The 20842-nt window shown below is 59.8% G+C and carries 18 protein-coding genes; 13 read left to right on the forward strand and 5 right to left on the reverse strand.

Annotation, left to right across the window (positions count from 1 at the left end):
* The first annotated feature begins 27 nt into the window (after nt 1–27).
* Complete coding sequence (yfbV, locus tag BN1129_RS21630; RefSeq protein ID WP_042039373.1) at nt 28–468, forward strand: terminus macrodomain insulation protein YfbV; 441 nt, start codon at nt 28–30, stop codon at nt 466–468.
* 60 nt (nt 469–528) lie between these two features.
* Here the strand turns inward: yfbV and BN1129_RS21635 are convergent, their stop codons facing one another.
* From BN1129_RS21635 to BN1129_RS21645, 3 genes are all read right to left on the reverse strand, one after another.
* A complete protein-coding gene (locus BN1129_RS21635; protein WP_042039375.1) occupies nt 529–1029 on the reverse strand; it encodes a YfbU family protein in 501 nt (166 codons plus the stop codon).
* A 442-nt stretch (nt 1030–1471) separates the two neighbouring features.
* Nucleotides 1472–1936, reverse strand: a complete 465-nt coding sequence (bcp, locus tag BN1129_RS21640) for a thioredoxin-dependent thiol peroxidase (RefSeq protein WP_042039376.1) — start codon at nt 1934–1936, stop codon at nt 1472–1474.
* Nucleotides 1937–1959: 23 nt separating this feature from the next.
* Nucleotides 1960–2493, reverse strand: a complete 534-nt coding sequence (locus BN1129_RS21645) for a glycine cleavage system transcriptional repressor (RefSeq protein WP_042039377.1) — start codon at nt 2491–2493, stop codon at nt 1960–1962.
* A gap of 287 nt (nt 2494–2780) precedes the next feature.
* Here BN1129_RS21645 and dapA point away from each other — a divergent pair, with 287 nt between their 5' ends.
* The 3 genes from dapA to BN1129_RS21660 all read left to right on the forward strand — a co-directional run bounded on the left by dapA (nt 2781) and on the right by BN1129_RS21660 (nt 6031).
* Nucleotides 2781–3668, forward strand: coding sequence for a 4-hydroxy-tetrahydrodipicolinate synthase (dapA, locus tag BN1129_RS21650; protein ID WP_042039378.1), 888 nt, complete (start codon nt 2781–2783; stop codon nt 3666–3668).
* A complete protein-coding gene (gene bamC / locus BN1129_RS21655) occupies nt 3661–4785 on the forward strand; it encodes an outer membrane protein assembly factor BamC (RefSeq protein ID WP_157013520.1) in 1125 nt (374 codons plus the stop codon). Before dapA ends, bamC begins: the two co-directional genes overlap by 8 nt.
* Nucleotides 4786–4927: 142 nt before the next feature.
* Nucleotides 4928–6031, forward strand: coding sequence for a phosphoribosylaminoimidazolesuccinocarboxamide synthase (locus BN1129_RS21660; RefSeq protein WP_042039380.1), 1104 nt, complete (start codon nt 4928–4930; stop codon nt 6029–6031).
* A gap of 127 nt (nt 6032–6158) precedes the next feature.
* On the opposite strand, the gene BN1129_RS21665 is transcribed toward BN1129_RS21660, so the two are convergent.
* Nucleotides 6159–6761, reverse strand: a complete 603-nt coding sequence (locus tag BN1129_RS21665) for a short chain dehydrogenase (RefSeq protein ID WP_042039382.1) — start codon at nt 6759–6761, stop codon at nt 6159–6161.
* Between the two features lie 97 nt (nt 6762–6858).
* Here BN1129_RS21665 and BN1129_RS21670 point away from each other — a divergent pair, with 97 nt between their 5' ends.
* The 4 genes from BN1129_RS21670 to BN1129_RS21685 all read left to right on the forward strand — a co-directional run bounded on the left by BN1129_RS21670 (nt 6859) and on the right by BN1129_RS21685 (nt 9777).
* On the forward strand, nt 6859–7758 hold the full coding sequence (locus tag BN1129_RS21670) for a LysR family transcriptional regulator (protein ID WP_042039383.1): 900 nt from the start codon (nt 6859–6861) through the stop codon (nt 7756–7758).
* A gap of 71 nt (nt 7759–7829) precedes the next feature.
* Nucleotides 7830–8471, forward strand: coding sequence for a DUF2057 domain-containing protein (locus BN1129_RS21675; RefSeq protein ID WP_042039384.1), 642 nt, complete (start codon nt 7830–7832; stop codon nt 8469–8471).
* Between the two features lie 71 nt (nt 8472–8542).
* On the forward strand, nt 8543–8980 hold the full coding sequence (locus BN1129_RS21680; protein ID WP_042039386.1) for an HIT domain-containing protein: 438 nt from the start codon (nt 8543–8545) through the stop codon (nt 8978–8980).
* Between the two features lie 98 nt (nt 8981–9078).
* Nucleotides 9079–9777, forward strand: coding sequence for a DUF3334 family protein (locus tag BN1129_RS21685; RefSeq protein ID WP_042039387.1), 699 nt, complete (start codon nt 9079–9081; stop codon nt 9775–9777).
* 66 nt (nt 9778–9843) lie between these two features.
* On the opposite strand, the gene BN1129_RS23705 is transcribed toward BN1129_RS21685, so the two are convergent.
* Nucleotides 9844–10083 carry a hypothetical protein gene (locus BN1129_RS23705; protein WP_157013521.1) on the reverse strand — a complete coding sequence of 80 codons (240 nt, stop codon included), beginning with the start codon at nt 10081–10083 and terminating at the stop codon, nt 9844–9846.
* Between the two features lie 162 nt (nt 10084–10245).
* Here BN1129_RS23705 and arcB point away from each other — a divergent pair, with 162 nt between their 5' ends.
* The 5 genes from arcB (at nt 10246) to BN1129_RS21715 (ending at nt 20361) form a co-directional block, all read left to right on the forward strand.
* Nucleotides 10246–12558, forward strand: coding sequence for an aerobic respiration two-component sensor histidine kinase ArcB (gene arcB / locus BN1129_RS21695; RefSeq protein WP_042039389.1), 2313 nt, complete (start codon nt 10246–10248; stop codon nt 12556–12558).
* A 41-nt stretch (nt 12559–12599) separates the two neighbouring features.
* Nucleotides 12600–13955, forward strand: a complete 1356-nt coding sequence (gene dgt, locus BN1129_RS21700; RefSeq protein ID WP_042039390.1) for a dGTPase — start codon at nt 12600–12602, stop codon at nt 13953–13955.
* A gap of 368 nt (nt 13956–14323) precedes the next feature.
* Entirely contained in the window at nt 14324–14527 is a 204-nt protein-coding gene (locus BN1129_RS21705; protein ID WP_042039391.1) for a hypothetical protein, read from the forward strand.
* Between the two features lie 361 nt (nt 14528–14888).
* Nucleotides 14889–19169, forward strand: a complete 4281-nt coding sequence (locus tag BN1129_RS21710; RefSeq protein WP_042039392.1) for an ATP-binding protein — start codon at nt 14889–14891, stop codon at nt 19167–19169.
* Nucleotides 19150–20361: an EAL domain-containing response regulator gene (locus BN1129_RS21715; protein WP_042039393.1), complete on the forward strand. Its 1212-nt coding sequence runs from the start codon at nt 19150–19152 to the stop codon at nt 20359–20361. Before BN1129_RS21710 ends, BN1129_RS21715 begins: the two co-directional genes overlap by 20 nt.
* Nucleotides 20362–20842 lie beyond the last annotated feature (481 nt).

Genomic DNA, 20842 nt, shown 5'->3' on the forward strand with positions numbered 1-20842 from the left:
TACGTTCGAAAAGAGCTCGGAGGTAGCATGAGCATGAACATTTTTGGAACTAAGTTACAGCAAGGCCGTCATTATATGACCCTTTGGCCCCGCCGTCCCGAGCTTAATTCCATGTTTCCCGAGAACCGGGTGATCAAGGCCACCGAATTCGCCCTCAAGGTCATCCCGGCGCTGGCGGTGTTCAGCGTCATGCTGCAGTTCCAGCTTGGTGAGCTGCACTACTGGCCTTCGGTCATGGCCTCTGTGCTGTTTCTGCTCAGCCTGCCGCTGCAAGGCTACTACTGGCTCGGTCAGCGAGCTGATACCCGTTTGCCTCCTTCCCTTGCCAGCTGGTATCGCGAGATCAACGGCAAGATGAACGAGCAGGGCGGGCATCGCCAACTGGTGGCCCAGCCCCGTTACGAAGAGCTGGCTGATACTCTCAATGCCGCCTTCAAGCAGCTGGACAAATCTTTTCTCTACGAATAGACGAGCACAGTTTTCCAGTCAGACAAAGGCGCCCAGAGGCGCCTTTTCCAGCTATGGCGATCAGGCTGCCAATACCTTGCGGATCTCCTGGATGGAGAGCTTGTATTGACGGGGGCACTGGCGCCATACGGTCAGCATCCGCTGGTACTTGTCACGCATGGCGATGTCGCTGGAAAGCTCGTCACACGGGCACTTGAGTTCGGGGAAGCGCTTGTCCACTTCCAGCAGGAAGCAGACGTAGTCGGCCAGCTCCCGCTCCTGGCTGCGGCTGTAGCCATTGAACTCCAGCCGGCTGGCATTGATTTCACCTTGATCTGCGCCATCCAGGTTGCCCCAGGAGATGGCCAGTGCATGGTGCAGCTCCAGGGTGTCGATCACCTCCTGACAGGTGGCCAGATCCAGATGACCGAAGCTCTTCTCCAGTTCGAGGAGCTGCAGGCAGTAGCCGCGCGTTATGATGGTGCTGGCCCGCTGGTAAGACGCTGCCTTTTCCGGATGGAGTTTGGCCAGGATTTCGTACTGGTTGCTCAGGAGCAGGCGTTCGGTGTGGCTCATGTTCATGGGCTTTTCTCACTGGAAAATGAAACTGGGGTCACGTTAACCCATATCTCAGATGAATTTTTTGATCTGGCAGGGGAGGTTGGCGAGAAAGCGGGGTTGGGAAATCAAAACGGGTCTGTGACTGGTTAATTAAATGTAACGGCTACGCACTTGTATTTCAGCCTGAGCTGGCAACAAGAGAGGTGTCATTTGGCTTGTACCAAATGACCTGCCACCCAAGCGCCCGAAACAGGTGCATGCACGACCAACACAACGATGACTTCATCGCTGTGACCACAGGCTCTGGCCGACGGGGCAACGAAAGGGGGGCCGAGATGGCGCCACCACAGGGGGGGGGTTGGCTGATGCCATCATCACACAGTGAGACTGGCGAGCTAGACAAGCGAAGGGCCTGCAGTTGCAGGCCCTTTTTGTATGGGGGCGTTTTTCATGCCGGGCGGGGTCAGCCCTTGATGAGGTCGAGCACCACCTGATGGTGGTCGCTGGTCTTGAACTTGTCGAAGCGGTGGGCGACCTTACCCTCTTCATCGATGAGGAAGCTCAGACGGTGAATACCGTCATACTCCTTGCCCATGAACTTCTTCGGACCCCAGACGCCAAAGGCATCGGCCACCGCGTGATCTTCGTCGGCCAGCAGGCGGAAATTAAGGCTGTCGCGCTCCTCGAATTTCTTCAGGCGCTTGGCCGGATCCGGGCTGATGCCGAGCACCACCACGTTGAGGGCGGCCAGCTCGCTATTGACGTCGCGCAGACCACAGGCCTGAGTGGTGCAGCCCGGAGTCATCGCCTTGGGATAGAAATAGATGAGTACCTTCTTGCCGCGCAGGTCGGCAAGACGAACCGGGTTGCCGTCCTGATCGGACAGGGAAAAATCGGGGGCCTGGGTACCAGCTTGTAGTGGTTGCATGCGGTCTCCTCGGGTAAACGCCGTCAGGCGTGTTTGTTGTTGACGATGAATTCGAACGATTCTGCGCCCAGTTCGCGACAGAATCCGGCGAAGGCCGTTTCCGAACCGGCAGTCTCTCCCTGCTTGGCCAGATTGAGCTGGAAGCTCGCCTTGAGCAGATTGAAGGGCTCCTGTTCAAGGGTAATGGTCTGCATAGCCTGAATGTCCCAGCCGTGGTCGCTGAAGAACTGGGTGCACTGGCTTACGATGCCGGGCTGGTCGCGGATCAGGATCTCGGCGTTGGCGCTGATGTCGTATTGCAGTGAGTGGTGGCGCTCGGTGCGTTTCATCATGGTGATGAGATCCCACTCCTGACTGCGCAGGGGCAGGCTTATCTCGAGTTGCATCAGGCTGTTCCAGTCCCCGGACAGCAGCATGATGAAGGTGAATTCATTACCGAAGATGCCAAGACGGCTGTCGACAATGTTGCAACCGCAGCCACTGACGTGGCGCGTGACCTCATTGACGATGCCAGGCCTGTCCGTGCCTATGGCCGTTACGACCAGGTAGTGAGTCATAAATCTTCTCTCGTCCATTAGCTGGTTGCGAATGTGAACGCAGTGGGCGCCACCCTGACTGGGCGACTGGCCTTGGGCCATTCCCTGCGCTTGTACATGGCAACTTTGTTGAGAATGCCGTGGCCGCGAGCCTTGTCTTTAGTCGAGAGGACTTGAGACTGGCGCCGACCGTCGCGCTCGTGCACCGCTTTTTGTGCAGAATGGTATCACGGCTTGCCCCCTGCCTCCCTTGTTTTTCCAAGGGGGCAGCTTTACCATAACGCCCCTGAAAATCGGGAGAAATATCCATGTTACGCGGTAGTATCGTTGCCCTCGTTACCCCCATGCTGGCTTCAGGCGAAGTCGATTGGACCAGTCTGGCCGCCTTGGTCGATTATCATGTCAGCGCAGGCACCACCGCCATCGTTGCGGTTGGCACTACGGGGGAATCGGTCACCCTGAGCGAGCAGGAGCACATCGCCGTCGTGGAAAAAACCGTGGAACTGGCCGCCGGACGCATTCCCGTCATCGCCGGTTGCGGTTCCAACAATACCGCTCATGCCATCGACTTGGCCAAACGATTCGCCGAAACGGGCGTGGTGGCGGGTCTCTCGGTTACCCCTTATTACAACAAACCCACGCAAGAAGGTCTCTATCGTCACTATTGTGCGATCGCCGAGGCTAGTGGTCTGCCCCAAATTCTTTATAATGTGCCCGGTCGCACCTGTTGCGACCTCAAACCGGAGACGGTAGCCCGACTGGCCAGGGTGCCCGGTATCATAGGTCTGAAAGAGGCCACCGGGGATTTGAGTCGTACTCCGCTGCTGCGTGAGCTGTGCGGAGCGGAATTCGCGCTTTATAGTGGCGATGATGCCAGTGGATGTGATTTTATGCTGCAAGGTGGCGATGGAGTCATTTCGGTCACCACCAATATTGCAGCGGCCCAGATGGCCGACATGTGTCGTGCAGCGCTGGCCGGTGATGCCGGTCTGGCCCATGACATCAACAATCGATTGATGCCGTTGCATCAGACTCTGTTCTGCGAACCGAGTCCCATCCCGGTGAAGTGGGCCTGTGCCCGACTGGGATTGATGGCGACGGCGACCTTGCGTCTGCCGCTCACCGACCTCACCCCCGAGGGCGAACAAGCGATGACGCGAGCACTGACCACTGCGGAGTTGATGGCGAGTGTTTAAAGCAAATGGAAAGGGAAATGCAGTGCGCCTGGTGCTGAGTGTGGCGACCGTTGCCGTGCTGGCAGCCTGTAGCTCACCCCAAGAGCGCAAGATGGCCAACCGTGGTTTCGAGTACGAGGATGCCCGCCTTGAAGGGCGCGCGTTCCTGGTGCCTGCCGGGTTGAGTACCCCCGCCTTTAACAGCAGCTTCGACATCCCGGCGCTGCCCGAGAGCAGTCGTGAAGGTGCCGTCGGCGCCAAGATTGACGTGCGCCCACCCGCCCAGCTGCTGACTGTGGTGCCGGGCAGCCAGGTGGTGCCCAATGCCAGCGAGCCCACCGTGGCCTTCTATGCCCTGAGCACCTCCCAGAGCGTGGAGCACGATACCTGGGCCTTCCTGATGAACTTCCTGGCCCAGTACAAGGTGACCACCGAGAAGCTGGATAAGCAGGCCGGCGTATTGCAGACCGGCTGGTTTGACAACACCAAGGCACTCGATGGCTGGAGTGAAGAGGACGACGACTTCAACATCCGTCAGCGTTACCAGTTCACCCTGCGCAACGATGCCCAGCGTCACGCCGTCAACATGTCGGTGCGGGTGTTGGATCACGAAGAGACCATCGGCGGCGAGACCAGCACAGTGCTGACGCCGGCTGATGCCCAGCGCTACGCCACTCGCGCCCTGAACCAGTTCTCCCTCTTTTACGACAAGCAGCTCAGGTCCCGCGAACAGCACAAGTCCAATGATGGCATGGGGCTGGAGCTGGGGCTGGACAACAACGAGCTGAGTGCCTGGATTGTCGAGGGTTCCTTTGATCAGGTATGGCGCCGCCTCAACCAGGTGTTGCCTGGCTATGGCTTCACCATCAAGGATACCCAGCAGTCTCTGGGCTGGATCGACGTTGAGTACGACGAGCCGGGCAGCGACTTCTGGAAGGCCAAGGGCAGCGAGCCGTTCAAACTGGAAGAAAACAAGTATCGCTTCCAGCTTGGCGAGATGGCTGGGGGCAAGACCTCCATCACCCTGTTCGACAAGGACAAGAAGCCTGTGTCGTCCGGTGTCATCTCCCAGATGTACATCAGTCTGTCCGAGGCATTCGCCAAGGGCTTGGCTGACCAAGCAGCAAAAACAAAATAGAAACAGGGGCCTAGTGCCCCTGTTTTGTTAGGTTGCTCCCCCTGTAAATACAGGGTCTGATGCGCTTGATATGTTAACCCCCAGAAACAAGGGCCTGGTGCTCTTGTTTTATTCCTCCCACAAACAGGAAGTGTTATTAGCCATGAGTCTTGCAGATCAAGTATTGGCGGTGAATGACGATTTGCCGATCCGTACCGATAAACCTGTCCATTCCGGCAAAGTGCGCAGCGTCTACTGGTTGACCCCCGAAGACAGTGCCCGGCTCATAAAAGAGAAAGGCTACGATGTGCCGGCCGATGCGCCCCTCGCTCTCATGGTGATCAGCGATCGCATCTCGGCCTTCGATTGCATCTGGCAAGGTGTGGATGGGCTGAACGGCGTGCCGGGCAAAGGGGCGGCGCTCAACGCCATCTCCAGCCACTGGTTCAAGCTGTTCAAGGAGAAGGGACTGGCCGACAGCCACATTCTGGATATTCCGCACCCCTTCGTCTGGATCGTGCAAAAAGCCCGTCCGGTGATGATCGAGGCGATTGCCCGCCAGTACATCACCGGCTCCATGTGGCGTGCCTACAAGGATGGCGAGCGGGAGTTCTGCGGCATCACCCTGCCAGAAGGGCTCAAAAAAGATCAGAAGCTGCCGGAAATCCTCATCACCCCCTCCACCAAGGGCGTGCTGACAGGGCTGGATGGCGTGCCGGAAGCCGATGACGTCAACGTCTCCCGTGCCGATATCGAGCGCCACTGCCAAGGCTTCAACTTCAGCAAACCGGCCGACATCGACCGCTACGAAGTGCTGCTCAAAGAGGGCTTCAACGTCATCAGCGACGCGCTGGCCGGGCTGGATCAGATCTTCGTCGATACCAAGTTCGAGTTTGGCTACGTCCACGATGCCGCCGGCAACGAGAAGCTGATCTACATGGACGAAGTGGGTACCCCCGACAGCTCCCGTATCTGGGACGGCGCGGCCCTGCGCGATGGTCAGATTGTCGAGAAGTCCAAAGAGGGTTTCCGTCAGTGGCTGCTCAACCACTTCCCGGATCCGGACATCCTGCTCAACAAGAACCGCATGCCGGAACGTTTCGCCCTGGCCCGCGACAACAAGCTGCCCACCGAAGTGATGATGGATATCTCCAACACCTACGTCGGGATCGCCGAGAAGATCATCGGCCACAAGCTGGTGCGCTCTGCCAATCCCAAGCAGGAGATCATCGAGGTGTTGCGCGATCAGTACGGTCTGATCGATTAAGAGTTGCCCTCTTTTTCGCCACTGAAAAACAAACGTTTGCCGGTGGCGAAAGAGAGAGGTGGAGAAACAGACGGGCCCCGCTGCGGGGCCCGTTTTTATTGCTGGTCTGGCGGCAAGGGGGCGGCTATCAGCCGTTGACCCTGAACACCTGACCGGTCTGGATGCCCATCACCGACCTCTTGTAAGCCTGCGCCACCTTGGCGGCGGGCACCGGCACGAAGCCCGGGAAGAAGTCGGCGTATTTGTCCATCGACTCCTCCAGCACGGTCGGGCTCACCGCGTTGATGCGAAGGCCGCGGGGCAGCTCGCAGGCGGCCGCTTTTACAAAGTGATCGATGGCACCGTTGACGGTGCTGGCGCTCACTCCCCAGTTGATTGGCTCCTCGCTCAGGATGCCGCTGATCAGGGTGATGGAACCTTTGTCATTCAGATAGGGAATGGCGGCGCGGGTCAGGTTGATCTGCCCCATCAGCTTGCTCTGGAGCCCCACCTGCCACTGCTCGTCGGTCATTTCGGTCAGGCCGTTGAAAGCGACGCTGCCGCTGGCCACCACCAGCGCATCGAACGGGCCCACTTGGGCAAACAGCGCCTTGATGGAGGCGGGATCGCGCATGTCGACCCTGGCATCGCCACGGCTGTGGCCGACCCGGATCACCTGATGATCTTTGGCAAGCAGTTCACTGACCGCGGAGCCGACGGTGCCGGAGGCACCCACAATCACAATGTTCATCTGCATCACTCCTGGTTGGGATGTGTTGATTCTAGCGCAACAAATAATGTGAAAAAGCGCGTAAAATAAACACATTGTTTCCATATTGGAGCTAATGATGGACATCGCCCATCTGGCCAGCTTTTACGAAGTGGTGCTGCGAGGCAGTTTCTCGGCCGCTGCCGATACGTTGGGGGTCAGCAAGGGGATGCTGAGCCGCCATGTCAGTGCGCTGGAGTCCTCCCTCAATGCGCAATTGCTGCAGCGCACCACCCGCCGCCTCAGCCTGACCGAGGCGGGCAAGACCCTCTATCAGCAGGCGGGGGAGATCTTCGCGCTGGCACGGCAGGCGGAGCAGGATATTCAGGCGCTGACCGAAGAGGATGGCGGCCGCCTGCGCTTTACCTGCCCGGTCAGCACCGGTGATCGTATGGTGAGTGAGCTGCTCACCAGCTTTGCCGTGCTCTGCCCGGGGGTTGAGGTGGAACTCAACTTCACCAACCAGATGGTCGACATGAGTCAGGGGGAGAACGACATCGCCCTGCGGGCCATGAACGAGGTACCGGACAATCTGGTGGCCCTGCCGCTGGGGCGGCTCAGGGATGTGGTGGTGGCCAGCCCCGCACTGGTGGCGCGAGAGGGGCGTCCGGCCACTCCCTATGAGCTGAGCGGGCGCAGCTGCCTGTTGCAGGGGCACAATCCGGCCTGGGAGCAGTGGCACTTCATCCGTGAGGGGGAAGAGGCCCACATTCTGGTGCTGGGCAAGGTGCGGGCCAACCACTACAGTACCGTGTTGCAACTGGCGCGCGCCGGTATGGGCTATGCCAAGTGCCCGCTGATGCTGGTGGAGCCTTGGCTGGCGAGTGGCGAGCTGGTGGCCGTGCTCGACGAGTGGCAGAGCGGCCTGCATCAGCTCCATGTGCTGCATGCCCAGCAGCGGCGGGTACCGCGCAAGATCCGGCTGTTCAAGCAGGTGCTGGCCCAGTGGTTTGCCGAGCGGCCCCACTATCTGCTCTGAGTGGCGTTATTTTTCTGTCATCTTCGGTTGTTACCCTGCGCCCATCACAGCGATCAGGAAGATGAGCAAACATGAAAGGTTCTCAGGGGTGGATTGGGTTGACGCTGCTGTGCGCGGCGACGGGCATGAGTACGGCGCAGGCCGAGGTCGAGGTGGTGGTGCCAACGGATTTCCAGATCCTGGCGGTGAGCAGTGGCACCTTGCAGGACGAGCAGCACGCTACCCTGGCGGACGGAGAGCAGCAACTGCTGGTGCGCTATGAGGGGGTGATCCCGAGCCGCAATAGCAGCGAAAACGATCGTCAGGTGCGGTCCGAGCCACAGGTGGTGCGCTATCAGGCCAGCAATCAGCGCTTGACGCTGGTGGCCCAACAGCCTGCCGATGAGCAGGCGATGGTGGCCTATGCCAAGGGGCCAGTTGTGACGCTGCAGGCCAATGGTCAGGCGCTCGATACTCAGCAGGATGCGCTGGTGACCAGCGGCATGCTGCTTGGGGTGGACTGGAGCGGCAAACTGGCTGAATACAACCGCAGCGGCGGCAAGGCGGCGCTGACGGCGGGAGCAATATCCGCACAGCCAACTGCCACGTTCGCTAGCGGGGCGCAACCCGTTGTGGCTGCCAGCGAGCTGGAAGGGCAGTTGCAGCAGCTGTTCCTCAAGGCCGACCCCGAGCTTCGCAAGCGCTTCATCGGCTGGGCCGTGCCGCGACTTTAAGTTTGTGGCCCGTTGCAGTAACGTGGGTGCTCTTTTCGTGCATTGCGCCCACCTTATCCAACGAGGTCTTCATGTTTGAATTGCATACTCGCCTGCAGGCGGATACCCAGGTGCTCGGGGATCTGCCGCTTTGTCGTGTCCTGCTTGCCAAAGACAGCCAGTATCCCTGGCTCATCCTGGTGCCACGGGTCGCCAACTTGCGCGAAATTCACCATCTGGCGCCCGCGCAGCAGCAACAGCTGATGCAGGAGTCTTGCGCTGTTGCCTCCCTGATGGAGCAGGCGTTGCGGCCGGACAAAATCAATGTGGCGGCGCTCGGCAATCTGGTGCCGCAGCTGCATCTGCATCATGTCGCCCGCTTTACCACGGATCGGGCATGGCCAGGTCCCATCTGGGGGGCGCATTCCTCCTTGCCTTATGACGAGGCCAGTTTGCAGCAAGAGGCCGCCAGTTGGCGCCTCAAACTCGCTCATCTGGCTGGCTTCACCCCGCTCGTTGCTGACAATTGAGTCAAGTGAGAGGCGGCTCGCTATTTCGAAGCCCAAGCCGCGCTATCTGTTAGAGTTATGGTATAGATAAGCCCATTTTCGATGTTCAGGAAGGTCCCATGATAGTGACAAGAGCCGACAACGATGCCGTATTGACCACAGAGGATGTGCTGCTGAGTCTGTGTCATTCGGTTACGGATGTATTGAGTGCGGCGACCATGAGTCAGGTGCGTTTCTCCGGCATGGTGCAGCGGATCAGCAAGACCTGCCTCAAGCCGGATATCGGCTGTTTCGTGCTGTTTGATGGCGGCTTCTCCGGTCTGGTAGTGATCAACTTCTCCGCCTCTGCGGCCATGGAGCTCTATGAGAGCTACATGCTCAGCATGGGGCTCTCCAAGGAAGATCTCGCCATCTCCCACACCTCGGACGAGGTGAGTAACGTCATGGGTGAGCTGATGAACCAGATAGTTGGCAGCTTTACCGTCAAGGTGGGTCGGGATCTGCAGACTCACATTACCCAGAACCAGCCGAAAATGCTGGCGCTGAACAAGCAGGTGATGCTGAGTGTCGACACCAACCTCGACAATCCGGAAGCGCGCCGGGTTACCTTCTTCACCTCCCGCAACAACATCTTCTATCTGGAGTTGGCGATGGACCGGACAGAGTTCATCCGCATTCACAACGATGGCATGGATGAGGAGGAGTTGGATCCGGATGCCCTGATCGCCCAGACCAAGCTGGCGGCAGCCAAGCCGGCTCCGTTGGCCGCACCGGTCGCCAACGATCATGATGACTTGCTCGACTCGCTCGGTATCTGACGTCATCCCAACGCTGAGTATGCCAAGGCCACCCATGAGGTGGCCTTGTTGCTACTGGGGGAGGGCTTAGCCGTTGTAGGGCGGACGGCTCTCGCTGTCGGCGGCGCCGAGATCATGAATGTGGCTCTTGCTGCCCTCTCCTGCATGGAGGTTGGACTTGTAGCCGCAGGGCAGGAAACCGGACCTGCCGGGCTGCTTCGGAATGTCGCCCGGAGCGGCGTGGGCGGCATTGACTGCCAGCGGGCCAAGACTCAGCCGGGTGAGAGTACGTATCGATAAGACTCCTGCAAGATCATCTCGTTGCATTAAGTGGCCAGCATGCTGGCGCCGCAGACTTGACCCTGGCTGACCGAGTTTCCCCCTGCATGCGGGGGCATAGATTAATCGATAATTAATCGTGCAACGGCACAAGAGTTCGGCGCGCCGTGCTGGTATTCTGTTCGGCGAATATGGGGAGAAAACAATAAGATGAAACAAATCAAATCCTGGGCGCAATACTACGTCGACCTGATGACCAAGCTGGGACTGGTGCGCTTCAGCATGTTCCTGGCGACGGGCATCATAGTGCTGGCTGTTTCCATCCAGATGGGCGTGACCCTGTTTCTGCGCGGCACAGTGGACATAGTCGACCTGGTGCGCTCTGTCTTCTTCGGTCTGCTGGTGACACCCTGGGCCGTCTATTTTCTCTCCATAGTGGTTGATCAGCTGGAGGATTCCCGTCAGCGCCTGACTCGCATGGTGAGCAAGCTGCAAGACATGCGCGAGCGGGATCTGGGGCTCAACAGCCAGCTGCAGGAGAACATCAGCCGCCTCAATGCCCAGATCGCCGAGACCAACCGGGCCGAGACCCTGCGTCAGCAGGCGATCGAGGATCTGGAAAACGAGGTGTTCCAGCGCGAGAAGGCCCAACTGCATCTGGGTGAGCGCACCGCCCTGCTGCGCTCCTTTATCGACTGCTCCCCGGATCTGGTCTACTACCGCAACGAAGACGAGCAGTTCTCCGGCTGCAACCGTGCCATGGAGGAGCTCACCGGCAAGGTGGAGGCCGAGCTCATCGGGCTGACACCGTTCGATGTCTACAAGCAGGACATCGCCAGCAAGGTGGTGGAGACCGACAAGCAGGTCTTTGCCAGCAACGAGCCGCTCACCTATGAGCAGTGGCTGGAGTATCCGGATGGTCGCAAGGCCTACTTCGAGCTGCGCAAGGTGCCCTTCTTCGATCGCTTCGGCAAGCGGCTCGGTCTGCTCGGTTTTGGCCGTGATATCACCGAGCGCAAGCAGTATCAGGACAAGCTGGAGAAGGCGAGTCGCGACAAGACCACCTTTATTTCCACTATCAGCCACGAGCTGCGTACCCCGCTCAACGGCATAGTGGGGCTCAGTCGCATGTTGATGGATACCCCCCTCGATCCCAAGCAGCATCAGCAGCTCAAGACCATTCACCTGAGCGCGGTGACGCTCGGCAACATTTTCAATGACATCATAGATCTGGACAAACTCGACCGGCGCCGGTTGGAGATAGCACCAACCCCCATCGACCTGCCCGCCTTCCTCGACGAGCTGGAGACGCTGTCGCGTATTCAGGCGGAGCAGAAGGGGCTCTATCTGCATTTCGACCGGGATGGTGACATGCCGCAATTCGTGATGACCGATGGCACCCGGCTGCGTCAGGTGTTGTGGAACCTGGTGGGCAATGCGGTCAAGTTTACCGATGAGGGCGGGGTGACGGTACGTTGCCTCTCCCACGCGGCCGATGAGCCGGGCAAGCTGGCCTTGCACTTCGAAGTGGAGGACACCGGCGTCGGCATTCCTCGCGCCCAGCAGGAGAAGATCTTCGCCATGTACTATCAGGTGCAGGGCAAGAAGCACGCCACCGGCACCGGCATCGGTCTGGCCGTTTCCCGTCAGCTGGTGCAGGCCATGGGCGGTCAGCTCTACGTGGACAGCGACCCGGGTGAGGGCTCCTGCTTTACCGCCGAGCTGGAAGTGGACTGTGTCGAGCCTCAGGCCGCCAGAGCCGAACCCGAGATGCCCTCCCTCGATATCCTGCTGGTGGAGGATGTGGAGCTGAACGTGACAGTGGCCTGCGCCTTGCTCAACAAGCTGGGTCATCAGGTACAGGTGGCGCGGGACGGTGCCCAGGCGCTGGCCATGGCCAATCCCGATGACTTTGACCTGATCCTGCTGGATATCCAGTTGCCGGACATGACTGGCTTTGACGTGGCGGCCCAACTGCTTGAGCGCTACAGCGACAGTCTGCCGCCCATGGTGGCGCTCACCGCCAACGCCACCGGCGATCGCCAGTACTATCGGGATCACGGCATGCAGGATGTGATCAACAAGCCCCTGGGCTCCAGAGCGGTGCGGGAGGTGATTGGCCACCTGTTTGCCGACCTGGCCGACGATGAGGCGGACGAGCAGGCCGATGCGGGTAGCCAGGATGAGTTGCTGGATCTGCCCTTCCTCACCGATTACGCCGATACGGTGGGCAAGCCGGTGCTGCTCTCCAGCGTCGATCTGTTCGAGAAGATGATGCCCGACTACATGGCGGTGCTCGATTCCAATATGATCGCCAAGGATCAAACCGGGGTGGTGGAGGAGGCGCACAAGATCAAGGGGGCGGCCGGCTCCATCGGTCTGCGCCGGCTACAGCAACTGGCCCAGCTGATCCAGAGCCCGGATCATCCCGCCTGGTGGGAGAACGTGGAGGACTGGATAGAGTCGCTGCGTCGCGAGTGTCCGGGCGATATCGCCAGATTGAAGCGCTGGCTGCTCTCCTGAGGCGCGTGCCGCCTCTTTACGCACCCAAGGAGATAAACAACATGTATCAGCGTTTGATCCCGTCACTGCGCAGCCACCCCTGGGGTGAGGAAGATCTGCTGGAGGCGACCGAGCTGGATCGCGCCCGCATAGTGCAGGCCGCGCCGGTGCGCCGGTTGCAGCAGAAGACCCAGGTCTTCCCGCTGGATGTGAAGGCTTCGGTGCGCAGCCGTCTCACCCATTCGCTGGAGGTGCAGGAGACGGGCCGCCAAATCAGCCGTCGCATTCTGGCGGCACTGCCCGCGGGGTCGGTGTGCGAGGGGGCCTTCATCAATCTGGTGGAGATGTCCTGCCTGCTGCACGACGTCGGTAACCCGCCGTTCGGTCACTTTGGCGAGCAGGTGATGAGTCAGTGGCTGGCGCAGGCGCTGGATGAGCTGTTTGCCGCCGCGCTTGGGGCCGCGCCCAGCCCGCAATGGGCCGCATTGCGCCAGGATCTGCTGGTGTTTGATGGCAATGCCCAGAGCCTGCGGCTGGTGCACAGTCTGCACGAGCTGAATCTGACCCTGGGGCAGCTGGCCGCCCTGTGCAAGTATCCGCAGCAACCCCTGCACGACGGTCAACATCATGGTTGGGCCAGCAAGCGCGGTATCTTCTTCAGTGAACAACCCCTCTACCGTTCCCTGAGTCAGAGCCTGGGACTGGCGCCCGGTTGCCGCCACCCGCTGGTCTATATCATGGAGGCGGCCGACGACATCTCCTACTGCATCGCCGATCTCGAAGATGCGGTGGACAGGCGCATTCTCAGCCTGAGCGAATTGCAACAGGCGCTGCGTCGGGCCGATGAGGGGGCCTACATGGCGGGCTTGCTGGCGGATGCCACCGCCTCTGACGGAGGCTTCTTCCCCCATTTTCGCCAGCATCTTACCCGGGATCTGATCGCGCTGGCTGCCCACACCTATGTGAGCAAGCATGAGCTCATCCTGAGCGGTGCCTATCCCCAGGCATTGCTGCACGGTCAGGTGCCGGCGGCTATGGTGCTCGACACCCTCAAGCAGGTGGCCCGCGAGCAGGTATTCATGCGGCCCGAGGTCGAGGCGTTGGAGCTGGAAGGCTATGCCGCCCTGCGTGGCGTGCTCTCCACCTATGCCTGCCTGCTGGCACTGCCCGCCAGCCAGTTCGAACGCCTGCTGGCCGGGCAGGGGGGCAGCGAGCTGTTCTTCGCCCGCCGCCTGTTTCACCGCCTGTCGGCCCGTCATCTCAAGGCATACCGGTTGGCGGTGGCCAGCCGGGATCCCCGTTTCGACAAGGGTGCCGAACAGGAGTGGTATTACCGGGTGCGGCTGCTGCTCGACTATGTGAGTGGCATGACGGATACCTATGCGCTGGAAGAGTTCCGCCTCTTGTCCGGGATCTGACACGCGCCAGGCAAATCCTGTGCGTGCAGTCCGGCGCCTGATGTGTGCGGCTGATGGGCGAGAGTTCTGTGTCTCGTCTGGATATTGATAGATGACTCACTCCCCATATGGGGGGGGAGGTTCTTGTATAAAATTCGGTCTTTTTTTAGACTGTGGCAACTTGTTCAACTTTCACACGGTAAGGAGACGATCATGCAACATTCCATGTTCAACGTTGCGTTCGATCGCTGCATTGGCAGCGCGAAGACTCGTGCTCTTTTTCTACCGCGTGGAGGAAACAGGTAACACCTGCTTTTTCATCACCCGCGGTTGTCCCGCGGGGTGATTGCCTCTCTCCGGGAGAACCGCACGTTCAACTGGAGAATATCATGTCTATCGAACTGACCCTGCTGCGCACCGTCGAATCCCTGGTTCAGAAACGGATCACCCGGCTGGAACGCCGCACCTCTTACCTGCACCTCTCGCCCGCCTTGCTGAAAGACATAGGTCTGGAAGGGCAGAATGTGCAGATCGCCCACGTTCGTGAGCAGGAGTATCAAACAGGCTTCCGGCTTGGGAATCGAATAACCTGACAGGAAGGGGCCAGGCCCCCTCTTGCAAGAAGATGGCAGGATTAGACCTTAATGCCAGTCAGTTAAGATAATTTGAGTCTCAGCCCGCGAGGTATAAGGGCCAAAGAGTGAGGGAGGCATGATGCCTCCCTTTTTTATTGGATGCTAGTCAGGGCAAGGGTTTCAGCCCAATTGACGCTTAAACCATGGCGCTGTTTCTTTAATTAAAAATTTGAATATTTAGTCAAAAAAATGCTTTACTGACTGTCCTTCGGCTTAGGTCTGCCATTCTTCGTATCCGCTTGAGTTTGGTTCCGAATTTTCATTCGCACATTCTGCCAAAATCTTTATCATCGCTCTCCGATCTATTCAGGAGTTGTCCATGTTGCGTCTTTGCTATCGCGCCTTCCTGTTGTGCTGGCTTGCCTGTTGGAGCCTTGCCGCCGCGGCAGAAACCGGTCTGGACAAGGATCGAATGGGGCTGTCCGAGCGCCTGTGGCTCGCCTCACGCAGCGATCTGGTGGTCGGCATGCCCTCGGTGGCCTGGCCCCCTTATGTCTATGCCAATAGCCGGGGTGGTTACAGCGGCCCGCTGGATGATTTCGCCTCTCTGATTGCGAGCCGACTGGGGCTGACCCTGCGCTACAAGACCTACCCCTACTATGCCGGAGCCCAGCAGGCCTTGCTCGATGGCGAAGTCGACATGTTGCTCGGCGTGACCCCCAGCCAGTCGCGGCAGCAACAGATGCGCTTTACCTCTGATCTCGTAGGGATGCCCCGTGGCATTCTGCTGGCGAAGGGGGATGACCAGCTGACCCTGACAGCTGCCCGTCAACTGCGCTGGGTGTGTGAACATGGTTTCAGCTCCTGTGAGACGCTGGCTGAGCTGGGCATGACACATCTGGCGGAAGCGGACAGCAGCGAAGAGGCTGTCTTCATGGTGAAGAGGGGCCTGGCGGATGCCTATCTGGCGGATCTGCCTGCTCTTGTTCGCTTGCAGCGTCTGCAACAGCAGGCGAATCTGAAGGTGATCACCCCGGACTGGGTGACGGATACCTCGGTGGCCATCGCGGTGGGCCCCAGCAATCAGGGCCTGCAGGGACTGCTGGAGCTGGCACTCAACGATATTCCCCTCAATGAACGGCGCCGCATTCTGGAGACCGGCGGCATAGTCGACTTCGAACTGGCCAATGGCCCTCGCCAGATTATTTTCAACCAGAGCGAGCTGGAGTGGTTGGCGCAGCACCCGACCCTGAGATTCGGCGTCGCCCCCGACTGGCCAGCGGTGAGTGAGATAGACGGCAGCGGCCAGCTCAAGGGATTCCTCGCTGATTTGCTCAAGCTGCTCAGCATGCGCTCCGGCCTACAGTTCACCCTGGTGCCGACCAGCAGCTGGGTTGAGACTCAGGCGCTGTTCAAGGCGGGCAAGCTGGATCTCATCCCGGCCATGACGCCGACCCCCGAACGCCGCCAATTTTCTCTGTTTACCCCCGAATACGCCTTTATCCACAGGGTGCTTGTGGCCAGGCATGGGGAGGTTGAGCTTGAGGATCTCAATCAGCTCAAAGGGCGCAAGGTGGGAATCGTCGCAGGTACGATCGAGAAGTCGCTGCTTAAGGCGGTGGGAGCTTATCCGGTGACGGTCAGCAGTGACACCAGGCTGTTGCCCCTGCTCGATCGACACGAGGTCGATTATGTGCTGATGAGCATGCAGAGGCTGCAACTGGCGCTACAAAAAGGATTCAATAACCGCTATCAGGTGGTCTTCTCCGGCAACGAGTTGCGAGTGCCCATCGCTATGGCGACGCATCAGCAAGATCCCATGCTGCAGCAGATCCTGACCAAGGTGTTGCTCTCCATCCGTCCTGACGAGCTGTCGAGGCTGGAGCAGAAGTGGTTCTCCCTCACGATCCAGACCGGCATCAATCCGACGACCGTGATGCGCTGGTCCTTTTTCGGGATCGGCGCCTTCCTGCTCAGTGCCTTGCTGTTCATCGGCTGGAACCGTACGCTGCGCCGCCAAATCGTCCAGCGCCAGCTGGCCGAGGACAAGTTGAACGAGCAGCTGACCTTTGTGCAGACCCTGCTCAACTCCCTGCCCAACATGGTGGCGCTGCGAAATCGTGAGCAGTGTATCACCCTCAGCAACCAGGCCTACCGGGATGCCTTCATCGGGGCCAAGGTCGGTGATGATTACGACGATCTCGACGACATGCCGCCCCAGGAGCAGGAGCGGGTGCTCAGGGAGGAGTTGGAGGTGTGGCAGAGCGGTGAGCAGCTGGAAGGGGCGGGGTACAGCCGCCGCCAGGATGGCGCCATGTTCCACGTCATCTATACCAAGCGCCCCTATCGCTCCCCGAATGGTGACATGCTGGGCGTACTGACTGTGCTGACCGACGTGACTCGCATCAAGGAGGCCGAGGCGCGGGCCCGCCAGGCGGAGACCCGGCTCACTCAGATCACCGACAGCATGCCGGGCATCGTTTATCAATATCTGTGGCAGGGGCCTGGCAAGGGCCGCTTCCTCTATGCTTCCCAAGGGGCGAGCGAGATCCTGGGCGCCAGTCAGCAAGATATGCTGTCGGCCGAGTCAGGCGGCGAGGTGTTCGGCTTTACCGAAGAGGCGCTGCAGGATTTTGTCAGCAAGTTGGCCAATCATGCCGAGACGCTGGCGCGGCTCGATCTGGAGGTCAGGGTCGAGCGCCCCGAAGGGGATCGCTATTTGCAGGTGCGCGGCAGTTTCGTGCCGCAGGATGAGGGAAATCTGATCCTCAACGGGGTGATCCAGGACATCACTGCACTCAAGCGCCAGGAGAACGATCTGCGAGAGGCACGTGCCTATGCGGAGCAGGCAATGCAGGTGCGCAGCCGTTTCCTCGCCACCATGAGCCACGAGCTCAGGACTCCCATCTCCGGCATGCACGGCATGTTGGAATTGTTGCAGATGAGCGAGCTGAACGAGGATCAGCGCTACATGCTGCGCAACGTCATTACCTCCACTAACAACCTGCTCTATCTTGTCAACGACGTGCTCGACTTTTCCAAGATAGAGGCGGGCCAGTTGCAACTGCATTATCAGGATTGTCGCCTCTCCTCCGTGATCTGCGACGTGATCCGTGGCCATGCCACACTGGCTCATGGCAAGGGGTTGAAGGTGGCGCTGGAGTGGGCGATCGAGGTGCCGGATCTGGCCCGTATCGATGCCGTGCGGGTGGGGCAGGTGCTCTCCAATCTGCTCAACAATGCGGTCAAGTTCACCGAGCGAGGAGAGATCCGTATCCAGGTCAGCTATCGCGTTGAACAACTGTTTATCGCCGTCAGCGATACCGGTATCGGCATCGCGGAAGAGAAGCAGGATCGCTTGTTTACCCCGTTCGAGCAGGTGGAGTCCGACATAACCAGACGCTTCGGAGGCACCGGGCTGGGACTGGCCATCTGTCATCAGCTGGCCCAGAAAATGGGGGGCAGCTTGGCTCTTGAGAGCAAACCGGGTCAGGGAACCCGGCTGACCTTCGGTTTCCCGTTGACGGAGTGCCAATGGGATGCGCCGCCGCTGGCAGGTCAGCAGTGGTGGCTGTTTGGCGAGGATGCGGCCCTGCAGTCTGCCATGCAGCGGCTGGGGGCCAGATTGAATCGTCTGGACCCCCAACAGTGGCAGCAACCGGTGAGTGGTTTGTTATTAGCGGAGGAGGGCTGGCTCGAGCAGGCGCTGGGCAGCGAGTGGTCGACACGTTTGCAGCAATCCGCCCTCAAGGGGATAGTGCTCTCCCCGCTGGAAGCGCTGCGCGGCCGTATGGACTCGGATGCCTGGTGGCGCCTGGGTCAATCCCCGCTTTACCCCGATCTGTTGCTGGAGACCTGCCACCAGTTGCTGGGGGAAAAAGCGATCAATCCGGTGCAGGCCCATGCCGCTCAATTGCAGGGGCGGGTGCTGGTGGCCGACGATCATCCCATCAATCGCGCCCTGTTGGCGCGCCAGCTTGGCATTCTCGGGGTGGACGCCGAGGTGGTGGACGATGGCGAGAAAGCGCTGCGTACCTGGCAGGGGCAGGACTTTTCCCTGCTGCTGACCGACTGTCACATGCCGGTGATGGATGGCTACACCTTGACCCGGACCCTGCGGGCACAGGGGGAACAGGCTCCCATCATAGGTGTCACTGCCGATACGTCGGAAGGGGCCGGCCTGCAGATGCAGCAGGCCGGCATGAACGACATGCTGTTCAAGCCCTACACCCTGAATACCCTGCGCCAGATGCTGGCCCGCTGGTTGCCGGCGGTCGTGCCGGCGGACGAGGCGGCGCCACAGTCTACTGAACCGGCCAGGCAGCAGGGAGAGCGCTGGATCTCGTTGTTCGGGGATGATGAGGTGGCCCGCAGCATGGCGCAAGAGTACCTGGATTCCAACCGACAGGATGGCGATGACATGATGCAGGCGGTGGCTTGCCAAGATACCCATGCCCTGGTGGAGACGGCGCACCGCATCAAGGGCGCTGCCCGCATGGTAGGACAGTTGGCATTGGCAGAGGAAGCTGCCCGACTCGAAGCGGCGGCCCGTCTGAAGCAACTGGAAGAACTCACCGAGTTGAGCCAGAGAGTACTGGCGCTGATGAATTCTATTACACGCGAAATTGGACTATGGCTCGATGAACAAAACACAGCATGAGTTGGTGATCATGGTGGTGGAAGACCACGCGTTCCAGCGCAAGGCACTGATGCACCAGATCCGTGGGCTCGGTTATTCCTCCTTGCTGGAGGCCCAGGACGGATTGGAGGCGCTGGCCATGTGTCAGCGTCATCAGGTCGACATCCTGTTTTGCGATCTGCGCATGCCCGGCATGGATGGCATGGCGTTGCTGCGCCGTCTCTCCCTCGGCGGTTTTCGTGGCGGTATCATCCTCTCCAGCGCGCTGGAAGATGACGTGGTCGAAGCCGTGCTGCGGATGAGCGCTGCCTATGGTCTGCAGGTGCTGGGGCGCATCGAGAAGCCCTCCAGCCAGCAGCAGATCAGCCAGCTGATTGGCGCCTGGCGGCCACAACAGGAGCGGGCCCAGGAGGAGGACGGCCACAGCCTGACCCTGGATGTGCTGAGTCGGGCGCTGGAGCAGGATCAGTTGCTGCCTTGGTATCAGCCCAAGGTGAGCTTTGGCTCGGGGCAGTGGGTCGGCATGGAGGCGCTCGCCCGCTGGCAACATCCGGACTACGGCCTCATCTCGCCGGCTCGCTTCATTCCGCTGGCGGAGCACAATGGTCTCATCGACCAGCTGACCGAGGTGATCATCAGCAAGTCCCTGCGCGATGGCCACCTGTGGGAGCGGACCGGTCTTTCCCTCAACCTGTCGATGAACCTCTCCACCACCTCCCTCATCGAAGGGGATCTCTGTAACACCCTGATCAACCAGTGTCAGCGCTGGAGCATCAACCCCGAGCTCATCACCCTGGAGGTGACGGAGAGCTCGTTCGTGAAGGATCTGGGCAAGTCGCTGGAGGTGCTGACTCGTCTGCGCATGCATGGCTTTGGGCTTTCCATCGATGACTTCGGGACCGGCTACTCCTCCATGCAGCAGCTGGCTCTGCTGCCTTTCACCGAGCTCAAGCTGGATCGCTCCTTCGTTGATCGCTGCTATGAGGATCCCTCACGTTTGGCCATAATAGAGTCAAGTATCGAGCTGGCCCGCAAACTGGGGCTCAAGTCTGTCGCCGAGGGGGTTGAGGATGAGCTGACCTGGCGACTGCTGGCCAAGTTGGGGTGCGATGTGTGTCAGGGTTTCTTCTCCGCCAGACCCATGCCGCGTGATGAATTGATGAGATGGCATGACTCCTGGCGCGAACGGTTACCGGGTCTGATCGGAGACTGAGTGTCGGGGTGCATGCCGGTAGTTGAACAAGGACGTTCATGAAAATTTCAAGCAAGTTGTTGCTTAGCTTCTGTTTTATCAACCTGTTGGTGTTCCTCTCCTCGGCCTTGGTCTATCACCAGCTCGGCCGGATCGGGCAGGCCGAAACGAATCTACTGGAACTGGCGCTACCGGCCCTGCAGCGGGATGAAGCGAGCCAGCCAGCGCAGTCGGCAGGGGGAGGAGATAGTGGCCCGACTGGCGCAGGATACCGGACGGCTGACGTCTGTCATCAGCCGCTTCGAGCTGGATGCCTGATGGCCGGATAGTGAGGAGGAAACAGATAAACTGAGACGGGCCTATGGGCCCGTTTGCTTATCAGTCCAGACGGCGGAATGCTTGATTGTCGAAACTGCTGGATGTCTCCTGGTTCAGCAGACTGACCAGCAGGAGTGAGGCGTTGCTCGCCATGGACGCCAGATGAGGGTTAGTCCAGACGGCG

This window comes from Aeromonas popoffii (assembly GCF_000820025.1).
Lineage (GTDB): Bacteria > Pseudomonadota > Gammaproteobacteria > Enterobacterales > Aeromonadaceae > Aeromonas > Aeromonas popoffii.

Bases quoted from the DNA above. Each gene is read 5' to 3' on its own strand.
- BN1129_RS21715 (WP_042039393.1), top strand. From the start codon at position 19,150: ATGAACAAAACACAGCATGAGTTGGTGATCATGGTGGTGGAAGACCAC.
- BN1129_RS23705 (WP_157013521.1), bottom strand. From the start codon at position 10,083: ATGCAACGAGATGATCTTGCAGGAGTCTTATCGATACGTACTCTCACC.
- BN1129_RS21675 (WP_042039384.1), top strand. From the start codon at position 7,830: ATGAAAGGTTCTCAGGGGTGGATTGGGTTGACGCTGCTGTGCGCGGCG.
- BN1129_RS21680 (WP_042039386.1), top strand. From the start codon at position 8,543: ATGTTTGAATTGCATACTCGCCTGCAGGCGGATACCCAGGTGCTCGGG.
- BN1129_RS21705 (WP_042039391.1), top strand. From the start codon at position 14,324: ATGTCTATCGAACTGACCCTGCTGCGCACCGTCGAATCCCTGGTTCAG.
- BN1129_RS21645 (WP_042039377.1), bottom strand. From the start codon at position 2,493: ATGACTCACTACCTGGTCGTAACGGCCATAGGCACGGACAGGCCTGGC.
- BN1129_RS21660 (WP_042039380.1), top strand. From the start codon at position 4,928: ATGAGTCTTGCAGATCAAGTATTGGCGGTGAATGACGATTTGCCGATC.
- dgt (WP_042039390.1), top strand. From the start codon at position 12,600: ATGTATCAGCGTTTGATCCCGTCACTGCGCAGCCACCCCTGGGGTGAG.
- bcp (WP_042039376.1), bottom strand. From the start codon at position 1,936: ATGCAACCACTACAAGCTGGTACCCAGGCCCCCGATTTTTCCCTGTCC.
- BN1129_RS21710 (WP_042039392.1), top strand. From the start codon at position 14,889: ATGTTGCGTCTTTGCTATCGCGCCTTCCTGTTGTGCTGGCTTGCCTGT.
- BN1129_RS21635 (WP_042039375.1), bottom strand. From the start codon at position 1,029: ATGAACATGAGCCACACCGAACGCCTGCTCCTGAGCAACCAGTACGAA.
- arcB (WP_042039389.1), top strand. From the start codon at position 10,246: ATGAAACAAATCAAATCCTGGGCGCAATACTACGTCGACCTGATGACC.
- BN1129_RS21685 (WP_042039387.1), top strand. From the start codon at position 9,079: ATGATAGTGACAAGAGCCGACAACGATGCCGTATTGACCACAGAGGAT.
- BN1129_RS21665 (WP_042039382.1), bottom strand. From the start codon at position 6,761: ATGAACATTGTGATTGTGGGTGCCTCCGGCACCGTCGGCTCCGCGGTC.
- dapA (WP_042039378.1), top strand. From the start codon at position 2,781: ATGTTACGCGGTAGTATCGTTGCCCTCGTTACCCCCATGCTGGCTTCA.
- yfbV (WP_042039373.1), top strand. From the start codon at position 28: ATGAGCATGAACATTTTTGGAACTAAGTTACAGCAAGGCCGTCATTAT.
- BN1129_RS21670 (WP_042039383.1), top strand. From the start codon at position 6,859: ATGGACATCGCCCATCTGGCCAGCTTTTACGAAGTGGTGCTGCGAGGC.